This window comes from Paenibacillus daejeonensis DSM 15491, from assembly GCF_000378385.1.
GTDB classification, from domain to species: Bacteria; Bacillota; Bacilli; order Paenibacillales; family Paenibacillaceae; genus Paenibacillus_D; species Paenibacillus_D daejeonensis.
In genome coordinates, this window is the sequence record NZ_KB899666.1 from 49,624 (window position 1) to 67,151 (window position 17,528).

General features: G+C 47.3%; 15 protein-coding genes. 3 read left to right on the plus strand and 12 right to left on the minus strand.

Translation table 11 applies throughout. The features are described 5' to 3' along the window. Nucleotides 1-9 precede the first annotated feature (9 nt). Both F556_RS0120820 and F556_RS0120825 read left to right on the plus strand, forming a co-directional pair. Nucleotides 10-792: an ABC transporter permease gene (locus F556_RS0120820; RefSeq protein WP_020618932.1), complete on the plus strand. Its 783-nt coding sequence runs from the start codon at nt 10-12 to the stop codon at nt 790-792. Beyond that, a complete protein-coding gene (locus F556_RS0120825; protein WP_020618933.1) occupies nt 789-1,826 on the plus strand; it encodes an ABC transporter ATP-binding protein in 1,038 nt (345 codons plus the stop codon). The genes F556_RS0120820 and F556_RS0120825 overlap by 4 nt, the downstream gene beginning before the upstream one ends. Here the strand turns inward: F556_RS0120825 and F556_RS0120830 are convergent. The 4 genes from F556_RS0120830 to F556_RS38385 all read right to left on the minus strand — a co-directional run bounded on the left by F556_RS0120830 (nt 1,797) and on the right by F556_RS38385 (nt 4,512). After that, complete coding sequence (locus F556_RS0120830; RefSeq protein WP_051108771.1) at nt 1,797-2,198, minus strand: ribosomal maturation YjgA family protein; 402 nt, start codon at nt 2,196-2,198, stop codon at nt 1,797-1,799. The genes F556_RS0120825 and F556_RS0120830 overlap by 30 nt on opposite strands. A gap of 17 nt (nt 2,199-2,215) precedes the next feature. Beyond that, nucleotides 2,216-3,613, minus strand: coding sequence for a sulfatase family protein (locus F556_RS0120835; protein WP_020618935.1), 1,398 nt, complete (start codon nt 3,611-3,613; stop codon nt 2,216-2,218). A 109-nt stretch (nt 3,614-3,722) separates the two neighbouring features. Beyond that, the gene (locus F556_RS0120840) at nt 3,723-4,379 is read right to left on the minus strand and encodes a GAP family protein (protein WP_020618936.1); all 657 of its coding nucleotides are present in this window, start codon (nt 4,377-4,379) and stop codon (nt 3,723-3,725) included. Beyond that, nucleotides 4,369-4,512 carry a hypothetical protein gene (locus F556_RS38385; protein WP_020618937.1) on the minus strand — a complete coding sequence of 48 codons (144 nt, stop codon included), beginning with the start codon at nt 4,510-4,512 and terminating at the stop codon, nt 4,369-4,371. The genes F556_RS0120840 and F556_RS38385 overlap by 11 nt, the downstream gene beginning before the upstream one ends. Nucleotides 4,513-4,773: 261 nt before the next feature. Between F556_RS38385 and F556_RS0120850 the strand changes: the two genes are divergently transcribed. Further along, nucleotides 4,774-5,694 carry an aldo/keto reductase gene (locus tag F556_RS0120850; RefSeq protein WP_026297418.1) on the plus strand — a complete coding sequence of 307 codons (921 nt, stop codon included), beginning with the start codon at nt 4,774-4,776 and terminating at the stop codon, nt 5,692-5,694. 423 nt (nt 5,695-6,117) lie between these two features. Here F556_RS0120850 and F556_RS0120855 read toward each other — a convergent pair whose 3' ends face one another. The 8 genes from F556_RS0120855 to F556_RS0120890 form a co-directional block, all read right to left on the minus strand. Beyond that, a complete protein-coding gene (locus F556_RS0120855) occupies nt 6,118-8,733 on the minus strand; it encodes a glycosylhydrolase-like jelly roll fold domain-containing protein (protein WP_020618939.1) in 2,616 nt (871 codons plus the stop codon). Between the two features lie 68 nt (nt 8,734-8,801). After that, complete coding sequence (locus tag F556_RS0120860; RefSeq protein WP_020618940.1) at nt 8,802-10,514, minus strand: extracellular solute-binding protein; 1,713 nt, start codon at nt 10,512-10,514, stop codon at nt 8,802-8,804. A 57-nt stretch (nt 10,515-10,571) separates the two neighbouring features. Next, nucleotides 10,572-11,459: a carbohydrate ABC transporter permease gene (locus F556_RS0120865; RefSeq protein ID WP_020618941.1), complete on the minus strand. Its 888-nt coding sequence runs from the start codon at nt 11,457-11,459 to the stop codon at nt 10,572-10,574. 21 nt (nt 11,460-11,480) lie between these two features. Then, on the minus strand, nt 11,481-12,428 hold the full coding sequence (locus F556_RS0120870) for an ABC transporter permease subunit (protein ID WP_020618942.1): 948 nt from the start codon (nt 12,426-12,428) through the stop codon (nt 11,481-11,483). A 178-nt stretch (nt 12,429-12,606) separates the two neighbouring features. Continuing rightward, nucleotides 12,607-14,178: a response regulator transcription factor gene (locus tag F556_RS0120875; protein WP_020618943.1), complete on the minus strand. Its 1,572-nt coding sequence runs from the start codon at nt 14,176-14,178 to the stop codon at nt 12,607-12,609. Further along, complete coding sequence (locus F556_RS0120880) at nt 14,171-15,946, minus strand: sensor histidine kinase (RefSeq protein ID WP_020618944.1); 1,776 nt, start codon at nt 15,944-15,946, stop codon at nt 14,171-14,173. Before F556_RS0120880 ends, F556_RS0120875 begins: the two co-directional genes overlap by 8 nt. Before the next feature lie 165 nt (nt 15,947-16,111). Next, nucleotides 16,112-16,888 carry a DeoR/GlpR family DNA-binding transcription regulator gene (locus F556_RS0120885; protein WP_020618945.1) on the minus strand — a complete coding sequence of 259 codons (777 nt, stop codon included), beginning with the start codon at nt 16,886-16,888 and terminating at the stop codon, nt 16,112-16,114. A gap of 70 nt (nt 16,889-16,958) precedes the next feature. Further along, nucleotides 16,959-17,513 (minus strand): D-lyxose/D-mannose family sugar isomerase, encoded by a 555-nt coding sequence (locus F556_RS0120890; protein ID WP_020618946.1) that lies wholly within the window; start codon nt 17,511-17,513, stop codon nt 16,959-16,961. Between the last annotated feature and the right edge of the window lie 15 nt (nt 17,514-17,528).

The window sequence follows — 17,528 nt, forward strand, 5'->3', positions numbered from 1 at the left end:
CGTTCTGCCATGAAACGGTATTTCAAGATCTACTGGACATGCATGCGATCGGCTTTCCTGGCCGCTATCGCGTATCGCATGGATTTCATTGTGAGCAGTATTATCACGCTTGTTGGCAATGTTTTGTTCCCACTCGTTACGCTTCTGATTTATAGGTCGGGAGCCAGCTTTCCTGGCTGGACGCTGTACGAGGTGCTCCTCATCCAGTCTGTATTTACGATGTCCGGCGGACTTGCCAATCTGATCTTCGGCGGTGTGTTATGGACGACGATGTCCCACATCCGCGAGGGGAGCTTTGAGGTTATTCTGCTCAAGCCGCTGAATCCGTTGTTCTTTATTGTTGCCACTACCTTTTCGCCTGACAGTATCGGCGTGTTGGTGGGAGGAATTGCGCTCTTTCTATTCTCCGTCGCCCATGTGGACGCGATTCCGCTCCTGTCCTGGCTTCCTTTCGCCGCGCTGTTCGCCGCTGGCACAGCCGTCATGGCCGGCATCACCCTGATGATGGCTGCGATGTCCTTCAAGTGGGTGGGCAATTCCAGAATATCGGAGCTCGCAGACAGTGTCCTGCACTTTGGCAAGTATCCGCTCCCGATTTTTCCAAAATCGATTCAAGCCGTCATGACGCTAGTAATCCCCGTGGGCATGGTCGGATTCCTCCCCGCCTCTGCCCTTCTTGGCCGAGTGGAGGCGACTGATTTTGCAGCGGTGCTGCCTTGCTTCTTATTCATGGCTGCAGGAGCCTGGATTTATCGACATATGATACGTTTATACGAGGGGGTAGGCGGATGAGACCGGTTATTGACGTCCAACACTTGACCAAGACTTATCGTACATACAAGCGAGGAGCGGGCATGGGTCAAACGATCAGAAGCTTTTTCCGCCGCGAAGAAGTTATCGTGCATGCCGTGAAGGATATCAGCTTTGCTATTGGTCAGGGGGAAATCTGCGGGGTACTAGGTCCAAACGGAGCCGGAAAATCAACCACGATCAAAATGCTATGCGGAGCGCTATATCCTACGTCTGGAGACATTCAAGTGCTGGGCTTCTCCCCTTCGCGTGACCGCAAGCGCTATGTGAGCCGGATCGGTGCCGTATTCGGCCAGAAATCCCAGTTAATCTGGGACATTCCGCCCATCGATAGCTTCCATATGAACAAGGCCATCTACGGCATTTCGGATGCTGACTTCAAGTCTCGTCTGGAGGAGTTGGCCGAGCTGCTGGATATTGCACACGTGATGGAAAAGCCTACCCGGGTTCTCTCCCTGGGTGAACGGATGAAATGTGAATTCGTGATGGCCATGCTGCATCGGCCCGACGTTCTCTTTCTCGATGAGCCGACGATTGGACTCGATGTGGTCGCCAAGGTCAAGATTCGCGAATTTGTCCGGGAAATGAATCGCAAGCAGCGCATGACCTGTATTCTGACGACACATGATTTGGAGGATGTAGAGGAGTTGGCTCAGCGGGTGATCGTTATCAACCATGGGGAGAAGGTATTCGACGATTCGCTGCAGAGACTACAGCTGTTTCTGGGAGATAAGAAGCTTGTCCGCTTTACCTTTACGGATTCCACTCGCGGTGCCCATTTTGAGAATGCCTATACTCGGGTTATCGAGCGTCCTTCGGATCTTCAGATTACGTTAGAGGTGGATACCTCCCTTATCTCAATCAGCGAGTTTATTGAGAGCATTGCAAGGAAGCACCATTTCTCCGACATTGCGGTCAAGGAGCTCCCCATCCAGCAGGTCGTCATGAAGCTATACGAAGGGGAGCAAAGCCCCCCTGATATGCAATCAACTCCGGAAGTCTCGCTGTCGCGTTAAACGCACAAGTCTATCTAACACCGCAGCAACAGCAATGCCAATCGTATATCGCACCAAATCAACGACAAGGAAGCCTTTGCCCAATACAAGTCCACCAAGCACGGTAGAACGAATCGCATGGATCCAATCCGCCTGGTACAGCTGGCTGAACTCGATGGCGAAGCAGAACAACAGACTCCAGGCCATTGCAGTAAGCAGGCTCCCGCGCGGGTTGATAAACCTGAATCCATAATAAATCATGGCCGCCCACAAGGCATCACCAAAATGGCTGACAATAAATGATGGTAGATGCGCTGCATAAGCTCTCGACCCCAACCCAAGCAGCATAACGACTACAATGAAGAGCAGATACATGAGGCGGAGCTTTAGCATTTTATTATGGATTGGTTTCAATACGCCCACGTCCTCGGCCGCGGTTGCTCCACGTTCAGCATCTTGACCAGCATTCGTTTTCGCATGTCCTGCAATACGTCCTGATATTCAGGCTTACTGACGACATTGTCATATTGCATGGGGTCTTTTCTTAAATCGTACAAGGCTTCTCTACCATCCGACTCGCACAAATATCTGAAATCCTTGGTCCTGATATTCTTCCAGCCATGGAACTCCATGAGCGCAATCTCTTTCCCTGCGAAGGGTTCGTTGTGGAGCAATCGACGAAAGGACTCGCCTTGCATAGCCCCTGGGATCGGGATGCCTATGCATTCCAAGAGGGTTGGCAGCACATCAACTGCCTCGACAATTCCCTCAAACGTCCGTCCCGCCCCCTTAATCCCCTCATTCCACTGGAGAATACAGGGGACACGGCTGATACAGTCTTCGCCTGGATAACCCTTCTGATACCGCAGGTGATCGCCCAGATACTCGCCATGGTCCGATGTAAAGACAATCATGGTATTGTCCAAAATGTCCAAGCGTTCTAACTGCGCCACCAGCTCACCCACATAATGATCCACCTCACTAATCATGGCGTAGTAGCCATGCTTGACCGAGCGCAGCTCCTGATCGGAATAATAGGAGGCTGAACGCTGTTCATCGAGGTGCCCTGGATAGTCGGGGATTGATAAGGTGTCCGGATCGTATAAGTCCAAAAATTCTTGCGGAGCTACCCACGGCGTGTGCGGCGAATAAAAGCCCGCGATACACAACCACGGCTCCTTATGGTGCTGCTCAATGAACGCTTGGGTTTGATCCGCAACGAATGCGGAATGCGTCACATCTGATCGACCTGGAAAAGCCACCGCCCGCTTGGGCTCCCGCTCCGGATGTTGGATCGTATCACTTAAGCCCATAACTTGCTGCCAGGTCTCAGCTGCGGGTGGCATGCCCAGGCTCAGGTGCTCCAATTGGTCAGGCGCTTTGGCGCGCACCCAGGCGCGGTACGCATCCTCATAGCATCCCGGCTCATCGGATATGGCCAGGTGATGGAATCCGTAGCTCGGATGAACGTCACGATGATCCCTATTGGCATGCGGGAGAAAATGCAGCTTCCCCATGTTCCCCGTTACATACCCATAATTCCGCACGACCTGCGGCAGCGTCACTACGGATTCAGGAACAGGCACTCCCATGTGAGTAATCCCGAGGGCCGAAGGATATCTTCCGCTCAGGAAACTGACACGGCTAGGCATACAGAGTGGATTTTGCACAAAATAGTGATCCAGATTGACGCCGTTCTTGGCGAGCTTGTCCAAATTGGGTGTGTGGATTTCAGTGTTTCCGTTGGCCCCCAGCGCATCCCATCGCTGCTGATCGGTATAGATGAGTAGAATATTCGGTTGCTTCATGCTGCATCACTCCCTATCGTTCGCTTCATTAGGACAAGTGTAACCCAACCGACTATCCGCGACAAACCAAACCTTCTCCCCTGCCTCTTCAACCACTACAACCAACGAACTACAGATAATCCAAGCTAAAGAACACCATCATCAGTCCCACGATGCACATGATCCACGAGGCTGCCGATCCGGCATGCTTGGCCAGCTTGACCTGAAGCCATGCCAAGGGTCTCTGCATCGCTTGCCCGGATACCATGTGCACGATCAGCAGAAGCAGGGGTGGAAGAATCATGATCAGATTATACCCCGCGATCAAAGGGAGCCACTGAACCACATCCAGCTCCGAGGTCGTCATCAGGCCAATCGCGGCAAAGTACGGCAAGGCCGTTCCAACTTCAATTAATGCCGTCGTAAAGCCAAGTCCGACCATGGCGGCCTTGCTCTTGGTTTTGGGCTTGGGCCACTCGGCTTTGCGGCGTTTGGGGTAGTAAAAGCTGGCGATGAACAAGCCTCCCCCGATGATCAGCATGGTCCAACTGACGATTTGATGTTGGAAGAAGGAGGAGAAGGCCACCAGCAGCGCATCCAGCCCCAGCATGAAGGCCACCCCGACTGAAAAATAGAAGCCCGCAACTGTAACCAAATAAAGCAGGAGCCGGGAACGCAACCGCTCCTGTTCCGTTAACAATAGATAGACGGTGACGGCAACAGTTGCAGGACTAAGCATGTCTAATAGCGCTAATCCTCCGATCATCCCCAGGAGTTCATTGGTCATTGGAGATTCCCTGTTTGATCAGATACCCCACGCCCAGCCCGATTAATACACCTGGCAAGGCTTGATCCAGCATCAGTCCAACCCCTGCCCCGATAATAACACAGGCATAAATAATAACATCTTCCCGTTTCATAAGTTCGCTCCTTTTCGAATGATCTCATTCATCAAGGATTGATTATACAAAATGACGCAACGTCAATTTCAAGGGGGTTCCTAGAAAAAGATGACTGCCAGGTACGTTTCGACGAAAAGTCCAGCTAACTTGGATTTGAGGATTGTGTTTCAGAGTTATCGCCTATTACCCCAACTTGAAACGAACAAGCAGGAAGAGTAGTATATGGAAGAAGAACCGCTTAAGGCGGATTCCATTCATTCGAAAGCTGGAGGTGCCCTGATGAAGTACAGAAGACTTGGGTCTACGGAATTGAAGGTGTCTGTTGTCGGCGTAGGAACTTGGCAGTTCGGAGGAGATTGGGGCAAGGCATTCACGCAGCGTGAAGTGGATGAGATTCTGGATAAGGCGTACGAGCTGGGCATCAACCTGCTCGACACGGCGGAATGCTATGGTCCGCATCACCGCTCGGAAACGTTCATCGGCGACTACCTGTCGCGGCGTGGACGAGACCGCTGGGTGCTTGCTACGAAGTTCGGTCATCATTGGGAGGACAAATGGCAGCACGATTGGTCCGCAGCATCTGTGCATCGGCAGCTGGACGAATCCCTGAAAGCGCTACAAACGGACTACATCGATCTCTATCAGTTCCATTCCGGCGATAACGACGTGTTCGACAACGACGAGCTGTGGACAATGCTGGACAAGCAGGTGCAGGAAGGCAAGATCCGGAACCTCGGCATCTCGATCGGCAGTAATGATAATCTGCATCAGACGAGCAAGGCGAAGGAACTGAACGCCAAAGCCATTCAGGTCGTCTACAACCGGCTCGACAAAAAGCCCGAGACACGCGTATTCCCCTCCTGCATTGAGCAGGATCTGGGCGTACTTGCCCGCGTGCCGCTGGCAAGCGGCTTCCTGAGCGGGAAATACAAGCCAGGTGCTGTGTTTGAAGACAACGTGCGGAAAAACCGCGACCGTACGGACATGGATGCCCAACTGGCCGAGGTCGAGACGATCGCAAGAGAGGAAGTGCCTCAGGGCACCGACATGGCAACCTGGGCACTGGCCTGGTGCTTGAAGCATCCAGCCGTGACGACCGTCATCCCCGGTTGCAAGAGCCCCGAGCAGGTTGAAGCCAACGCGGCCTCCGCGTCTCTGGAGCTCGTGAAGGATGATCATCCGCAGGCCTGGAAAGCATAAGACCGTCGGTTAGCTGCCGCGAAGTGTAGATTGCGGACCCCAACCTGTTGCGACGGACATCCGTGTTGGAGCCTGAGATGGAGCGGAAGGCTTTCGCAGCCCCGGGCTTTGGTGCCACGTGGAGCGGGAGACGTTACGCAGCGACATTGATGCGCAACCACATCCTCGGATCCGGTTGCGTATCAACGGCCTTAAGCCGCCGGACCTTCGGGTCCGGCGGCTTCACTCTGTGCGGGAAACAACTGGCCGCCGCTAGTCCGCTACGGGTTTTCGACTCGTAAACTCGTCGAGCAACGCATGCGCCTCCGCACTGGAATTCACGTTCACTAATCGATTCCGAAGATCACCTGCTCGGAATAGCGATCCTGCAGGTCCAGATGTACCAAACTATAGGCCGATTAAGAAGTCATGTGTCCATTCTACTTATCCATTTCCATGCTGAAGAATAACAGGTCCAATTAATCCCGTTGGTTCTTGCTGACCGTATACGGACAGAGAGTCGCGCTGTGCTTTACCAAGTGTATTCGTTACATCAACTGTAATGCGATTTTGTCCTTCATGGATAAGCACTCCGATCTCAAACCTATAAGGTGGACTTATCCGCACACCTGCAGGTAATCCATTCACGCTTACCTCAGCAGTCTCGTACACTTCTCCAAGATCTAGCCATACCGGTTCTTTCTCATGGCCCCATTCAACTGTTGTCTCATATCGAATCGTTCCCCCGAAGGTTGGCAGCTTCTCTGGTCGTCCCATATCACATAGCGTGTCAAGCAACTCATATTTCGTAAAATTCGGGTATTGCATGGCATCTGCGATCTCAACCGTCCATGGTCCTGCTACAGGAGTAACTGTAGGTCCGATGGGAGCACGAGTGATAGGTTGTACATTGTCCGTACCCGCTCCAACCAGTACAGCTACAGCCTCGTAAGGGGCCAACTTCAACAGCAAACTTTTTCCCTTCTCCCCCTCGCTAGTTTCGGGAGATATCACTTCATTATGATAAGCATCGTACAGGTAGAAGTTACCCTGCAGAGGAATAGCCAATGTTGTGTCAATGGCTCGAAGGGGATGCTCATTCACGAACATAAACACATCCATGTCACTATGTGCTACGTGAAAGCTTCTTAAATAGGGCTCATAACTGCTTGCTTCTATTTCATAGTAGCCAGCCTGCTTCAATGCAGCAACAAGATCAGGCAACTGGACAGTCTGTACTGAATGTAAGTTTTGCAATTGCTCAAGCTCATATTGTACATCTTCTCCACAGCTAGCGCGAAGGGGTAATCCACTCACAAAGAAAAGAGGAAGTCCTTGCTCTGCAAGACTGCATAATTGCTGTAAACTACCTGCAGGAAGTGCCTCGCAATATGGAATGATAAGACACTCGAATGTTTCGCCATGAGACTTCAACGTCCCGCTCTCCACCTGAATATCACCGAATAGTGCATCACAAGGGATAATATCGCAATCGATCTGATGTCGCATCAATTCCTTGACCGGCTTATGAAAATACATGTACTCACCGGAAGACCATTCCGCCTCAGCATGATAAAGTACAGCAGCTGTAGCTTTATGCTCCCCTCCGGATAACAGATGGCACATACGATTCGTATACCGGTTTAAATAGTGATAATATTTAAATTGAGGATTATGACCTTGCGCATACATATGAGGTGGACAGTCTGGGTCCGGGTATTCTTTGGCTGAGAACGCATGGGGAACAAAGTGATTAATGCCGCGAACGAGCATATGATCCGTAAGCCATTTCATGAGCTTCAGACCCTCCGTCCAGCCATAAGCGCCAAACACCTCCGCTAGCGCTCTCCCTTTCTTCTTTGGATCCAGGTGACCGAGTGAAGCCCCCATTTTTGCCATGCCGTATTGGAAAAATTCACTATCCCCATCAGCCGCTGCCCATCGAAACGGGACTTCGTCGAAGCCAGGTGCCAATTGCCATAACACGACATCTACACCTGCCATGTCTTGCCCCCACAGCGCACGATAGAAATGTCCAGCTCCACAACCAAGCCGTGCATGCACATTGTTATCTTCGATAATATGACCGATATACTCGACGCCCCGTTCTCGGCACCAGTTACCGATCTGCATGCCGAAGTTCTCCTTGTACAAGCTACTGACTAGATCCATATATATATATCGGAGAGATGAGGATTCCTCACCGCAGTCATGGAATAACAGCGGTAATTGACACCTGTAATCCGCACCTAACCGATCCCTAAGTTGATCTGCTAATTCCCCACTCCATGGCAGTGGCACAGGACGACCCGGCTTCGAATGAAACTCATAGGTGTTGGGATCATTGTAGAAACCTGGTTCGTCAGAGAAGAAGCCAGCAAACGTATGTCCGAAGTCGTCCTTATATCTCGCATAATATGCCTCATATACGGTATCAATTAGCAGTCGAACTGAATTTCTATTCAGCGGATTAAAATAATCCTTCATTTGCGGACTTCCACCCTCATCCGTCTCTTCTATAACAAAAATGCGCCAGTAGCCTTCCGGGACGGGCCAATAGAGCATTCCTCCCTCTACGTGGGATGTGACATCAATCATTTGTCCTGTTAATGCTCCGTTGGTCGCATCGCGCTCGGCTGCGATAACAGCATACAAAGAACGGTAGCCCCCTGAAGGTTGTTCTATAATGAATGAAGCGTAGGGCGCTGGCCCCAAGGCATCCATATGGCGCTCACTCAAAAAAAGTCTTCGCAGCTCTGAAGGCCCCTTTTTCAGCTTGCCGGCCACGTGTCCGGTCGGAAAATGATCATCATCCCATGCCCAAACCCGCATCCCTAGCTTCTTTGCTTCATCCATAATGGCATCTGTAATTTTCCAGAACGGTTCACACAAAAAATCCGGATGCGGACGCGGCTCTATGGTTACCGCTCGAATGCCTGACTCGTAAACTTTACGTATTTCTTCACGCATTGTTTCTTCATTTTCGCCTTGTAACCAGAATAAAGGAAGGATATAGTTATCCTCGCGTGCCTCTAATACCGCCTGTAATCTATTGTTCATACATTTTCACACTCCTTCATGACAGGAAGCTGGCCCGTCAACTAAGAAATTGAGGGGCGACCAGCCAATTAATTATAGCCTTCTAAAGTCTCAATTGCCTTTTCAAATCCATCTTGATAAAAGGCACTGACCGATTCCACGCCCAACGCTTTCAGCTTTTCGATGATTTCGGCTTTCTTTTGATCATAAGCAGCTTGGTCCTTAGACATAATCAGTGTTGGAATAGCAGTCATGATATAGTCATTAATCTTTGTCTCGGTGCGCTTTTGATCTGCATTTGCAATCGGTATGAGAGAATCAATTCCTTGATTGACTGAATTTTTAAACTTCCTCATTTCAATAACACCCAACTTACTGTCTGCTCCATAATGTTTCATGTATTCCTCGTCAGCTGCTGTATATGATTCCTTGACTACATCTGGCTCGAGGAACAAGTCAAGACTTTGACCGTTCTCTCCCAGTGAATCATAGTCGAGTCCCACAATATTCTCATATTTATGGATAGCTTGCTGTGTTCGATAGTCGGGATTTGCATTGATTTGATCTATGGCCTCTGGCTTCACTTGATATTCTCCATTTGATTCTGACCATATAACGTCCTGTACACCAGTGAATACAGTTCGTGCTCCCTCTTCCGAATACAGATAATCTAACAGTCTGATCACCGCCTCGGGATGTTTTGTTTTAGATGAAACGACATAACTGCGGCTCGAGAAACCGAATGGCACAGAACGGTCATACCAAGCTGAATACTCCTCTGTATCTGCTAGCGGAATATCTTGATATGCAGCCAAACCATTTGTCGAATCTGCCAATCTCGCGTTAATTGAAGAGATAAACCATTCTGCATTTACCGCCATAATTTGACCCTCATCTACTTTCTGTCCAAAATTAGAACTATTTTGGGTAAAGCTTTCAGGGTCCAACAAACCTTCACGATAGGCCTTGTTGTACAGACTGCTGGATTTCCAAAGCAAAGCGCGATCATCCAAAATCGGCACGTATTCTCTGGATTCATTGTAATAATTGTCGAAAGGGCCAAACGTGTTCAGACCGGAATATTTCGAATAAAACGTGCTAAAGTGATAGCCCCACATTCCCCAGTCCGCAAAGGTAGAGAAGCCGTAAACCTTTTTTCCATCTGCTGTAGTCGGATGGTTAGCGACCATGTCCTTGACCACCTGGATTAGGTCGTCCTCATTATTAATTGCAGGTAAGCCTAATTCCTTGTAATAATCCCATCTCAGAAAATTTCCGTACTGGGAAGTGGCAATAGGTGACTTCTCCTGCTTGGCACGAGCCGGAAGCACGTATACTGCATCCTCGCCCCCACTGAACACATCACGACTATACTGAAGCGCCATCGCAGCATTTTTTTGAAGGTTTGGCGCTTGATCAAGATAAGGTGATAGATCAAGAAGTTCTCCTGCCTGAATGAGTGGTCCGACCATGTCAGGCGATATCATGGTCAGATCAGGCAAATCTCCACTTGCTGCCATGACTTTAATTTTGTCTGCATTTGTTGAGATTTCCATATCCATGATTACACCAGTCACACGTTCGATCTCTTTTGCAACAGGGTCTTTCTGAATACCGGAGACAATCGGAGTTGTGCTTCCTGGCACATACATTTTTACGGTGACGGTTTCTGCGGCCTGCGAACTATTGTCGTTTGAGGAACGATCATTCTGATTGCTACTATCCGAATTTTCACCGCAGCCTGTAAGCATTAAAACAGTACACATGATTAAAACGAGCGCTTTCATTTTGTGATTAACCATCCTTCATCCTCCATTTTTGTTTTTTATAAACCATCTTCGACATGTTTAACGTTCCTACTAGCCTTTCACAGCACCTAACATGATGCCACTTACGAAGTAGCGCTGAATGATCGGGTAGACCAGTAAGACTGGTATGGTGACAACCATCGTCACAGTCATTCTCAATGAGAAAGGTGATATCTGGTAACCAGCAGCATTGCCCCCTTCCTTCACCTGGGCCGCAATCATTTCCGCTTGGTTCAAATATTGCAACAAGATATACTGAAGCGTATTTAACTTATTGTTGTTAATAAGCAGTAAATTGTCCATCCAAGTGTTCCATTGTCCCACTGCAGTAAACACGGCCACTGCTGCGAGAACGGGAATGCTTAAGGGCATCATAATTCGAGAATAGATAGTCCAATAACCAGCTCCATCCATGCGCGCCGATTCCTCAAGAGCGGATGGTACATTCTCCATAAACGTCTTAATCAGAATAACATTGAATACAGAAACTGCTCCTGGCAGCACATATAGTAAGAAAGTATCATTTAGATGATAATTGCGCATGACGATATACCAAGGAATCAGTCCAGCATTTAAATACATGGACAAAATCGAGATCCGGTACAAAATCTTCCGACCTGGCAACTCCTTTTTCATCAGGGTGTAAGCAAATATGCTAGAGAAGAATAATGAGATAACCGTACCTAAGACTGTTCGCAATACGGATATAATGAAGGCAAGAGCTAACCCTGGAAGAGCGAACACTTCCACATAGTTTTGTAAGGTGAAGCCCAAGGGATAAAGGGCTACAATGTTACGAGAAGACTCAATTGGGTCGCTGAAGGACTGAATCAGTATGAAATAGAACGGGTAGAGACAGATTAGCAAAAGCAAAGTAAATACAATTAAGTTAGCTATCTGGAACACCCATTCGCGCCATCCCAATTTCATAGTCGCCATACGTTTTTTTCAACTCCTTGTTTATAGAATGCCACGATCAGCAATCTTGCGGGAAAGCAGATTGGCACCAAGTAACAAACAGATACTGATAATGGTTTTCAAAATACTAAAAGCTGTCGCTACTGGAACATCGTTCAAAGCAAGGCCAACCTTGTACACATAATAATCTAGGACCTCCAGTTTTGATTGAACAAGTGGATTCATAAATACGTAATATTGTTCAAAGCCGTTTGACAATAGCGAGCCGATGTTGAGTAATAGCAACACAATGAACGTCGGCATCATTCCAGGAACAGTGATATGCCAAATTTTCATATATCGGCCTGCTCCGTCTACATCCGCAGCTTCATGCAACTCTCGGTCTATTGAAGCGATAGCGGCGAAAAAAATAATCGCACTGTACCCTAGACCTTTCCAGATAAACAACGCCGCCTGAAAAAACCATGCCCATTGATTGTTTGCCATCGGATTGAGAGGAGTATCGATAATACCGATCTGCAATAGAATACGATTCATCAGCCCACTTTCTGGAGAGAACAATGCGAACGATAAGGAGAACACGATAATCCAGCTGATAAAATGGGGCAGCGTGGAAGCCGTTTGAACAAACTTCTGGTACTTCTTCCACTTCATCTCTGACAAGAAGATCGCGAACAGTGCGGCTAACGGCAGACTTAACAGACCAAGAAAGCTAATCGCAAGCGTGTTGAGTAATACTCGAAGAATATCTGGATCTGAGAACGCAATACGAAAATAATGCAAGCCCATAAACTCAGCTTGGCTCAGCCTCATACCGATTCGGTAATCAAAAAAAGCATATATCCATCCGAAGATTGGACCATAAGCAAACAACAATAGAAAAATGAACGACGGTAGCGCCATGCCTAAAAGTGTAAATCGCCCCACCGTCCAGTACCGTCTCTTATTATTGAATGCAATTGATTCTGAGATACTCACTTGTGGCTTCATTTATCTTTCTCTCCTTTCTTATTTTTCATTCTAGCAGCGTTGCTATTCCAGTTCGACTTCAAAAAACTCACATTTCACTTCAATATTTTTGTGATAAGTGCAGACCATGTTAGCGCAAAAAGGCCATCAAAACTTCAGTCTTCCCTGAGTGAAGTTTTGATGGCTCGCCTTCATTATTTTATATGTCTCCGCGAAATTCAGCAGGTGACAACCCGGTAGCCTTCTTGAAAATAGTAAAGAAATAATTTGTATTTATATACCCACTCTTCGAAGCTACTTCTCCAATTTTCAAAGTGGTTTCGAGTAGCAATTCCTTAGCCTTTTCTATACGTATCATATTCAAGTATTCCGTAAATGATTGTTCAATTTCTTTTTTAAATTGCTGTCCCAAATAGGTGGGATGAACACGAAATGTCGCTGCAACTGTCTTTAAATTAATACTTTCTACATAATGCATTTGAATATAATCAATGACCTGACCAACAAGAGGCGTCGGAGAATGTTGTCTCTCAAGGACAAACTTCATATGTTCTTGTGCAACGATGGATAGCCAATTCTTACAGTCCTCAACTGTCTCCAATTCGAAAACGTTTGACAGCATCACATTCATGTCCGTCCATCTCATTTGAATACTAGCATCGAGGGACCTGGTGGCCCTGGTAACCGTGAAGAAGATTTCGACGACCATGGCCTGAATGAATTCTGGTGTAATGAATTCTAGCGTCTTTAGTTCGGCGAACGTTCTGTCAATATGCGTTACAACCGCTTCGATGCTTCCGTTCTTTATGGCTCCAGCAATCTCTATTAAATAGGACTGTAGATCGAATGCTTTTCGTGAAACCTCAGCGGGAACATTCTCAAAAAAGACGACTTTATTTGTCCCTGCAACCATGCTAAAATTCAACATTTTTTTAGCATGATGATAACTCTTATGGACAGAGCGATGGTCTTTGACATAGCCTCCAACTGCAGTAAATACATCTATTTTCAAGGTATGCTTCAAGTTTCTCATGCACTCATTTAGTCCATCCTCCAACTGATTACCACATTTCTCACTGTCAACATTACAAAAAATAATAATAAGCTCGTCATCCAAGTTATAAAACGGGATTGATTCAAATTTACTGTTTAACGTATCTTGGCATATATTTCGGACGGCAAACCTTAAGCTGATTCGATCGTTTTGAAATGTTTCGGGTACGGAGAGTACTTTAATGACTGCGACCGAAAAGCCTTCTGCTTTGAGATTGATCTGCGAGAGTTGTGCCTTTTGACGAAGTTCACGCTCTCGGATGTCTCCAGTTACCCACATGTACAATGTATTATCTCGCAGTACATGGAGACCTTCTCTAATCTCAATTTGTTTGGTAAATTCATTTTCCAGCTTTTTCTTCGTTTCAACTAGCGTAAGCGTCAATTCCTTGGCATCAACCGGTTTGAGCAAATAATTTTCAATTCCAATCCGGGCAGCCTGTTTAACGTATTCGAAGTCATTATAGCCGCTTAGCACGATAAATTTTATGTTCCTCCCCCATTCGCTCGCAATTCGAATCAGATCGAGTCCATCCATCTTGGGCATTCGAATATCAGTAATAATAATGTGTACTGTATAGGATTCGATAATTTCCAATGCTTCCTTGCCATTAGAAGCAAAGCCGACAATGTCTAATTCGAGTTCATCCCAATTAAGTAACGCTGGTAAGCCATCCAAAATCATCGGTTCATCATCAACAATTAGTACTTTATACATCGGCTCCGAACTCCTCTACCTTCATTGCGGCTAAAGTGATGACTACCTTTGTACCCTTGCTGGCCTTACTTTGAATATGGATACCATAATTTGACCCCATGGCTAGCCGTATGCGTTCATTAACATTCTTCAAACCAATGCTGTCAGTATCCTGTTCTGGAGTTTGAAGTTGATTAAGAATATGGTCCAATTTCTCCTCAGGTATGCCGCTTCCATTATCTTCAATTTCAATTCGAATAAGTTTTTCTAGCTTGATTGTCTTAATCCATATTTGATTGTCTGATAAGCTGCCATCAAAACCGTGGATCACATAATTTTCGAGAATGGGCTGCAATGTGTGTCGCATGATACCATAATCTAACGTTTCTTCGTCAATTTCAAATGATATCCTTAATCTGTCGCCAAAACGAATATGAAAAAGCTCTAGATATAATCTAATATTTTCAAGTTCTTCATTAATAGTCGTAATAGTCTCTTTATCAACTGCGTTACGAAATAACTTGGACAAAATAAATATCATTTCTGCTGCTTCTTCAGCACCAGTACTGATTGCCCTGAGTCGTATCGCTTCCAGCGTATTATAAAGATAATGAGGATTGATTTGCGCTTGTAAAGCAGACATCTCCGCCTTTCTCTGACGAAGTTCAGAGATATATACTTTATTGATATAGTTCTGTAGATCATCGCACATTGTATTGAAACCATCAGAGATCTCATGCAGTTCGTCCATCGACTTCGGCAGACGTATTCTAGTTTCTAAAAAGCCTTTCCTAACTTTGCGAAACGCAGTCAGGATGGAGCTAATTCTGTTTGAGAATACTTTGGTCACAATGAGAGAAAAAATAAACATAATTAATATACACAGGGAAGATAAAAAATAGACGAGTTTCTGCATCCATTTTATCTCGGAAAGTGCTTCTATTTTGTGCATGGTACCTACGATCCTCAAATCGAGTTCCTCGCTGTATACTTCATTGTACAGCCTAGCTTGAGAATCAAAGCTCCTTAGTTCTTTATCCAGCTTTACTATCGCCTCGCTCTGGTGCTCTCCCTTGTTACCGCCATCTGTAGTATAGATAACATTGCCCTCACCATTTTCAATATGGATCATTCCTATCGGCTTCTCATAATGTTGCTTATACGTTTCTTCGATACCAGTGGTATTAAACTCTACCAATAGTATCCCCACTGTCTCGTAGGTTTCGATTGATTTCAAATTTATGGCCATTGTATAAAAAGACCCATCCACAATAGAGTCGGTCAATCTTCCAGGATAAACGGAAACTTTTGTACTGTTCTTCTCCATTTTCTTCAACATCCCGTTATAGTCCGCCATGCCTGCATTTATAATTGTGGTCCGAAATCTAGACACATTGTAATACGAATCCGTCGACAGCTTATATATGCTAACTGCGGTGATGTTTGAGTCGAAAGCATATACTGACTCCATATATTCAATCAGGCGTTTGCGAGAGAAGAAATATTCGTTATCCTGCGAGTTAGGCTGTTCAAGAAAGATGGACGGACGCTCTTCGTTACCAGATCGGTAGTGAATGTGCTGGGCTGCTTGGAGCAGTACCCCCTTTTTTTCTTGAATGTAACGTTCCACATTGTATAGCACAAGCTTATTGTAGTTGATACTGCTTTTGAGGGAATCGCTCGCGAAGCTACCCGTAATAATTTGTGCCATTATGAATACAGAGACTGCAAAAATGACAGTATAAATTAACAAAACCTTGTGGAAAAATTTCATCCCCCTAGTAAACATGTCAGGCCTCCTATCCAATAGCAGTCAAATCGTAGAGTAGCATAACCTATACAATACGTCGACTACTTGTATGCCAGTTAAGAACACGACACGTCAAAAAACGGGAGCGCCGTAGTTGACACTTCCCGTTTTTTTTCTTTTTGTTTTTCGGCAATTTTCAACAGCTTACAGCTCGCCTGCCACTTCCAGCAGCACTCCGCTCTCTGCGCACGCCAGCTGCAGCTTCTCATCCGGCTGTTGATCCGTGATGATTCGATCCACGCCAGATAAGCCTGCAAAGGAAACGAGCATCCGGTTCCCGAACTTGGAATGGTCCAGCAAAATGTTGCATTCCGAAGCCTGTCGGATCGCGATCTGTTTGATCTCTGCCTCATAGAGGTTGGAATTACTGAAGCCATGCTCCATACTGAGACCAGTCGCCCCGAGGAAAACCCGGTCGAACGCCATGCTCCCCAGGTTCTGTGCAGCGATTGGCCCCACCAGCGAATTCGTGGCTTCCAGCAGCATACCACCGGTCATCAGCACCGGGATTTGCTTGACCGAGAGCTCTGTTGCCACGTTCAGTGCGTTCGTCACCACGGTAATGTTCATCCCGGTCGGCAGAAACTTGGCCACCTGCAAGGTGGTCGTCCCTCCATCAATAAATACGGATTCTCCCGAGCGAATGAAACTTGCAGCATATCGTCCGATCCGAGCCTTCTCTTCCATCAAGATGCCCGCTCTCTCCTGCAGCGCGATATCCTTGCCGATGAAAATCGCACCGCCGAAGGTACGCCTGACCGCCCCCGTCTCCTCGAGCTTCTCCAGGTCGCGACGAATCGTCATCTCAGTCACATGGTAGGCTTCTTTCAAAGTCGCGATTCGCAGCTCACCTTCACGGGAGAGGTGCTCCAGCATCTGCTGCTGTCTGGCGTTCAACCCTTGTGTTGCGCTTGGTTTCATAAGTAATGGCCTCCGATGACCTCTGGTATGCCTCTATTATCCACGCTCATGGGCTGACATTCAACTCCAACTACTCATCCTCTACCACGACAGGCATCCGCTCCACCGACGGATCGGTGAAGATATCCAGCTCATCCCTGCTCGTACTGGAGAACTCGGAGATGATGGCCCCCTCCGCTCCGCTCTGAAACCAATGGTACGTGCTGGGCGGAATCGTGTATTGCTCGCCAGGCGAGAGGATAATCTCATGGAACACCGTGTAGGAGGACTCACTCCCTGCCGGCAAGATCGCTTGCCCATTAGGCGTTGGCTCACCCTCTACATATAACAGCACGCGGCCCCAGCGGCAGCGGAACGTCTCCATCTTGCCTGGCATACCGTCCAAGGAAGGATGCAGATGCTGAGGACAGGTCTGTCGGGGGAATAGGACCAGCTCTTTGGCACAATAACGATCTGTGTTCACATATGTGATCAGTTGGAGACCCTGGACATTCAGATTGCCCAGGCCAAAACCGGCTACCTCGATATGGCCCTGTTCTTCCTCGCTTAGTACGATGCCTGCAGTAGCAATCATCGCGGCTGCACGTGCCTGCGCCTGTCGGACTTCACTTCTTGTAAGTGTCATTCCCATCCCTCCTGT

Excerpts from the sequence above, each read along its gene's own strand:
- F556_RS0120840 (WP_020618936.1), bottom strand. The coding sequence starts at position 4,379 with ATGACCAATGAACTCCTGGGGATGATCGGAGGATTAGCGCTATTAGAC.
- F556_RS0120885 (WP_020618945.1), bottom strand. The coding sequence starts at position 16,888 with ATGAAACCAAGCGCAACACAAGGGTTGAACGCCAGACAGCAGCAGATG.
- F556_RS0120825 (WP_020618933.1), top strand. The coding sequence starts at position 789 with ATGAGACCGGTTATTGACGTCCAACACTTGACCAAGACTTATCGTACA.
- F556_RS0120855 (WP_020618939.1), bottom strand. The coding sequence starts at position 8,733 with ATGAACAATAGATTACAGGCGGTATTAGAGGCACGCGAGGATAACTAT.
- F556_RS0120870 (WP_020618942.1), bottom strand. The coding sequence starts at position 12,428 with ATGAAGCCACAAGTGAGTATCTCAGAATCAATTGCATTCAATAATAAG.
- F556_RS0120850 (WP_026297418.1), top strand. The coding sequence starts at position 4,774 with ATGAAGTACAGAAGACTTGGGTCTACGGAATTGAAGGTGTCTGTTGTC.
- F556_RS0120820 (WP_020618932.1), top strand. The coding sequence starts at position 10 with ATGAAACGGTATTTCAAGATCTACTGGACATGCATGCGATCGGCTTTC.
- F556_RS0120835 (WP_020618935.1), bottom strand. The coding sequence starts at position 3,613 with ATGAAGCAACCGAATATTCTACTCATCTATACCGATCAGCAGCGATGG.
- F556_RS0120875 (WP_020618943.1), bottom strand. The coding sequence starts at position 14,178 with ATGTATAAAGTACTAATTGTTGATGATGAACCGATGATTTTGGATGGC.
- F556_RS0120890 (WP_020618946.1), bottom strand. The coding sequence starts at position 17,513 with ATGACACTTACAAGAAGTGAAGTCCGACAGGCGCAGGCACGTGCAGCC.
- F556_RS0120880 (WP_020618944.1), bottom strand. The coding sequence starts at position 15,946 with ATGTTTACTAGGGGGATGAAATTTTTCCACAAGGTTTTGTTAATTTAT.
- F556_RS0120830 (WP_051108771.1), bottom strand. The coding sequence starts at position 2,198 with ATGCTAAAGCTCCGCCTCATGTATCTGCTCTTCATTGTAGTCGTTATG.
- F556_RS38385 (WP_020618937.1), bottom strand. The coding sequence starts at position 4,512 with ATGAAACGGGAAGATGTTATTATTTATGCCTGTGTTATTATCGGGGCA.
- F556_RS0120865 (WP_020618941.1), bottom strand. The coding sequence starts at position 11,459 with ATGGCGACTATGAAATTGGGATGGCGCGAATGGGTGTTCCAGATAGCT.
- F556_RS0120860 (WP_020618940.1), bottom strand. The coding sequence starts at position 10,514 with ATGGTTAATCACAAAATGAAAGCGCTCGTTTTAATCATGTGTACTGTT.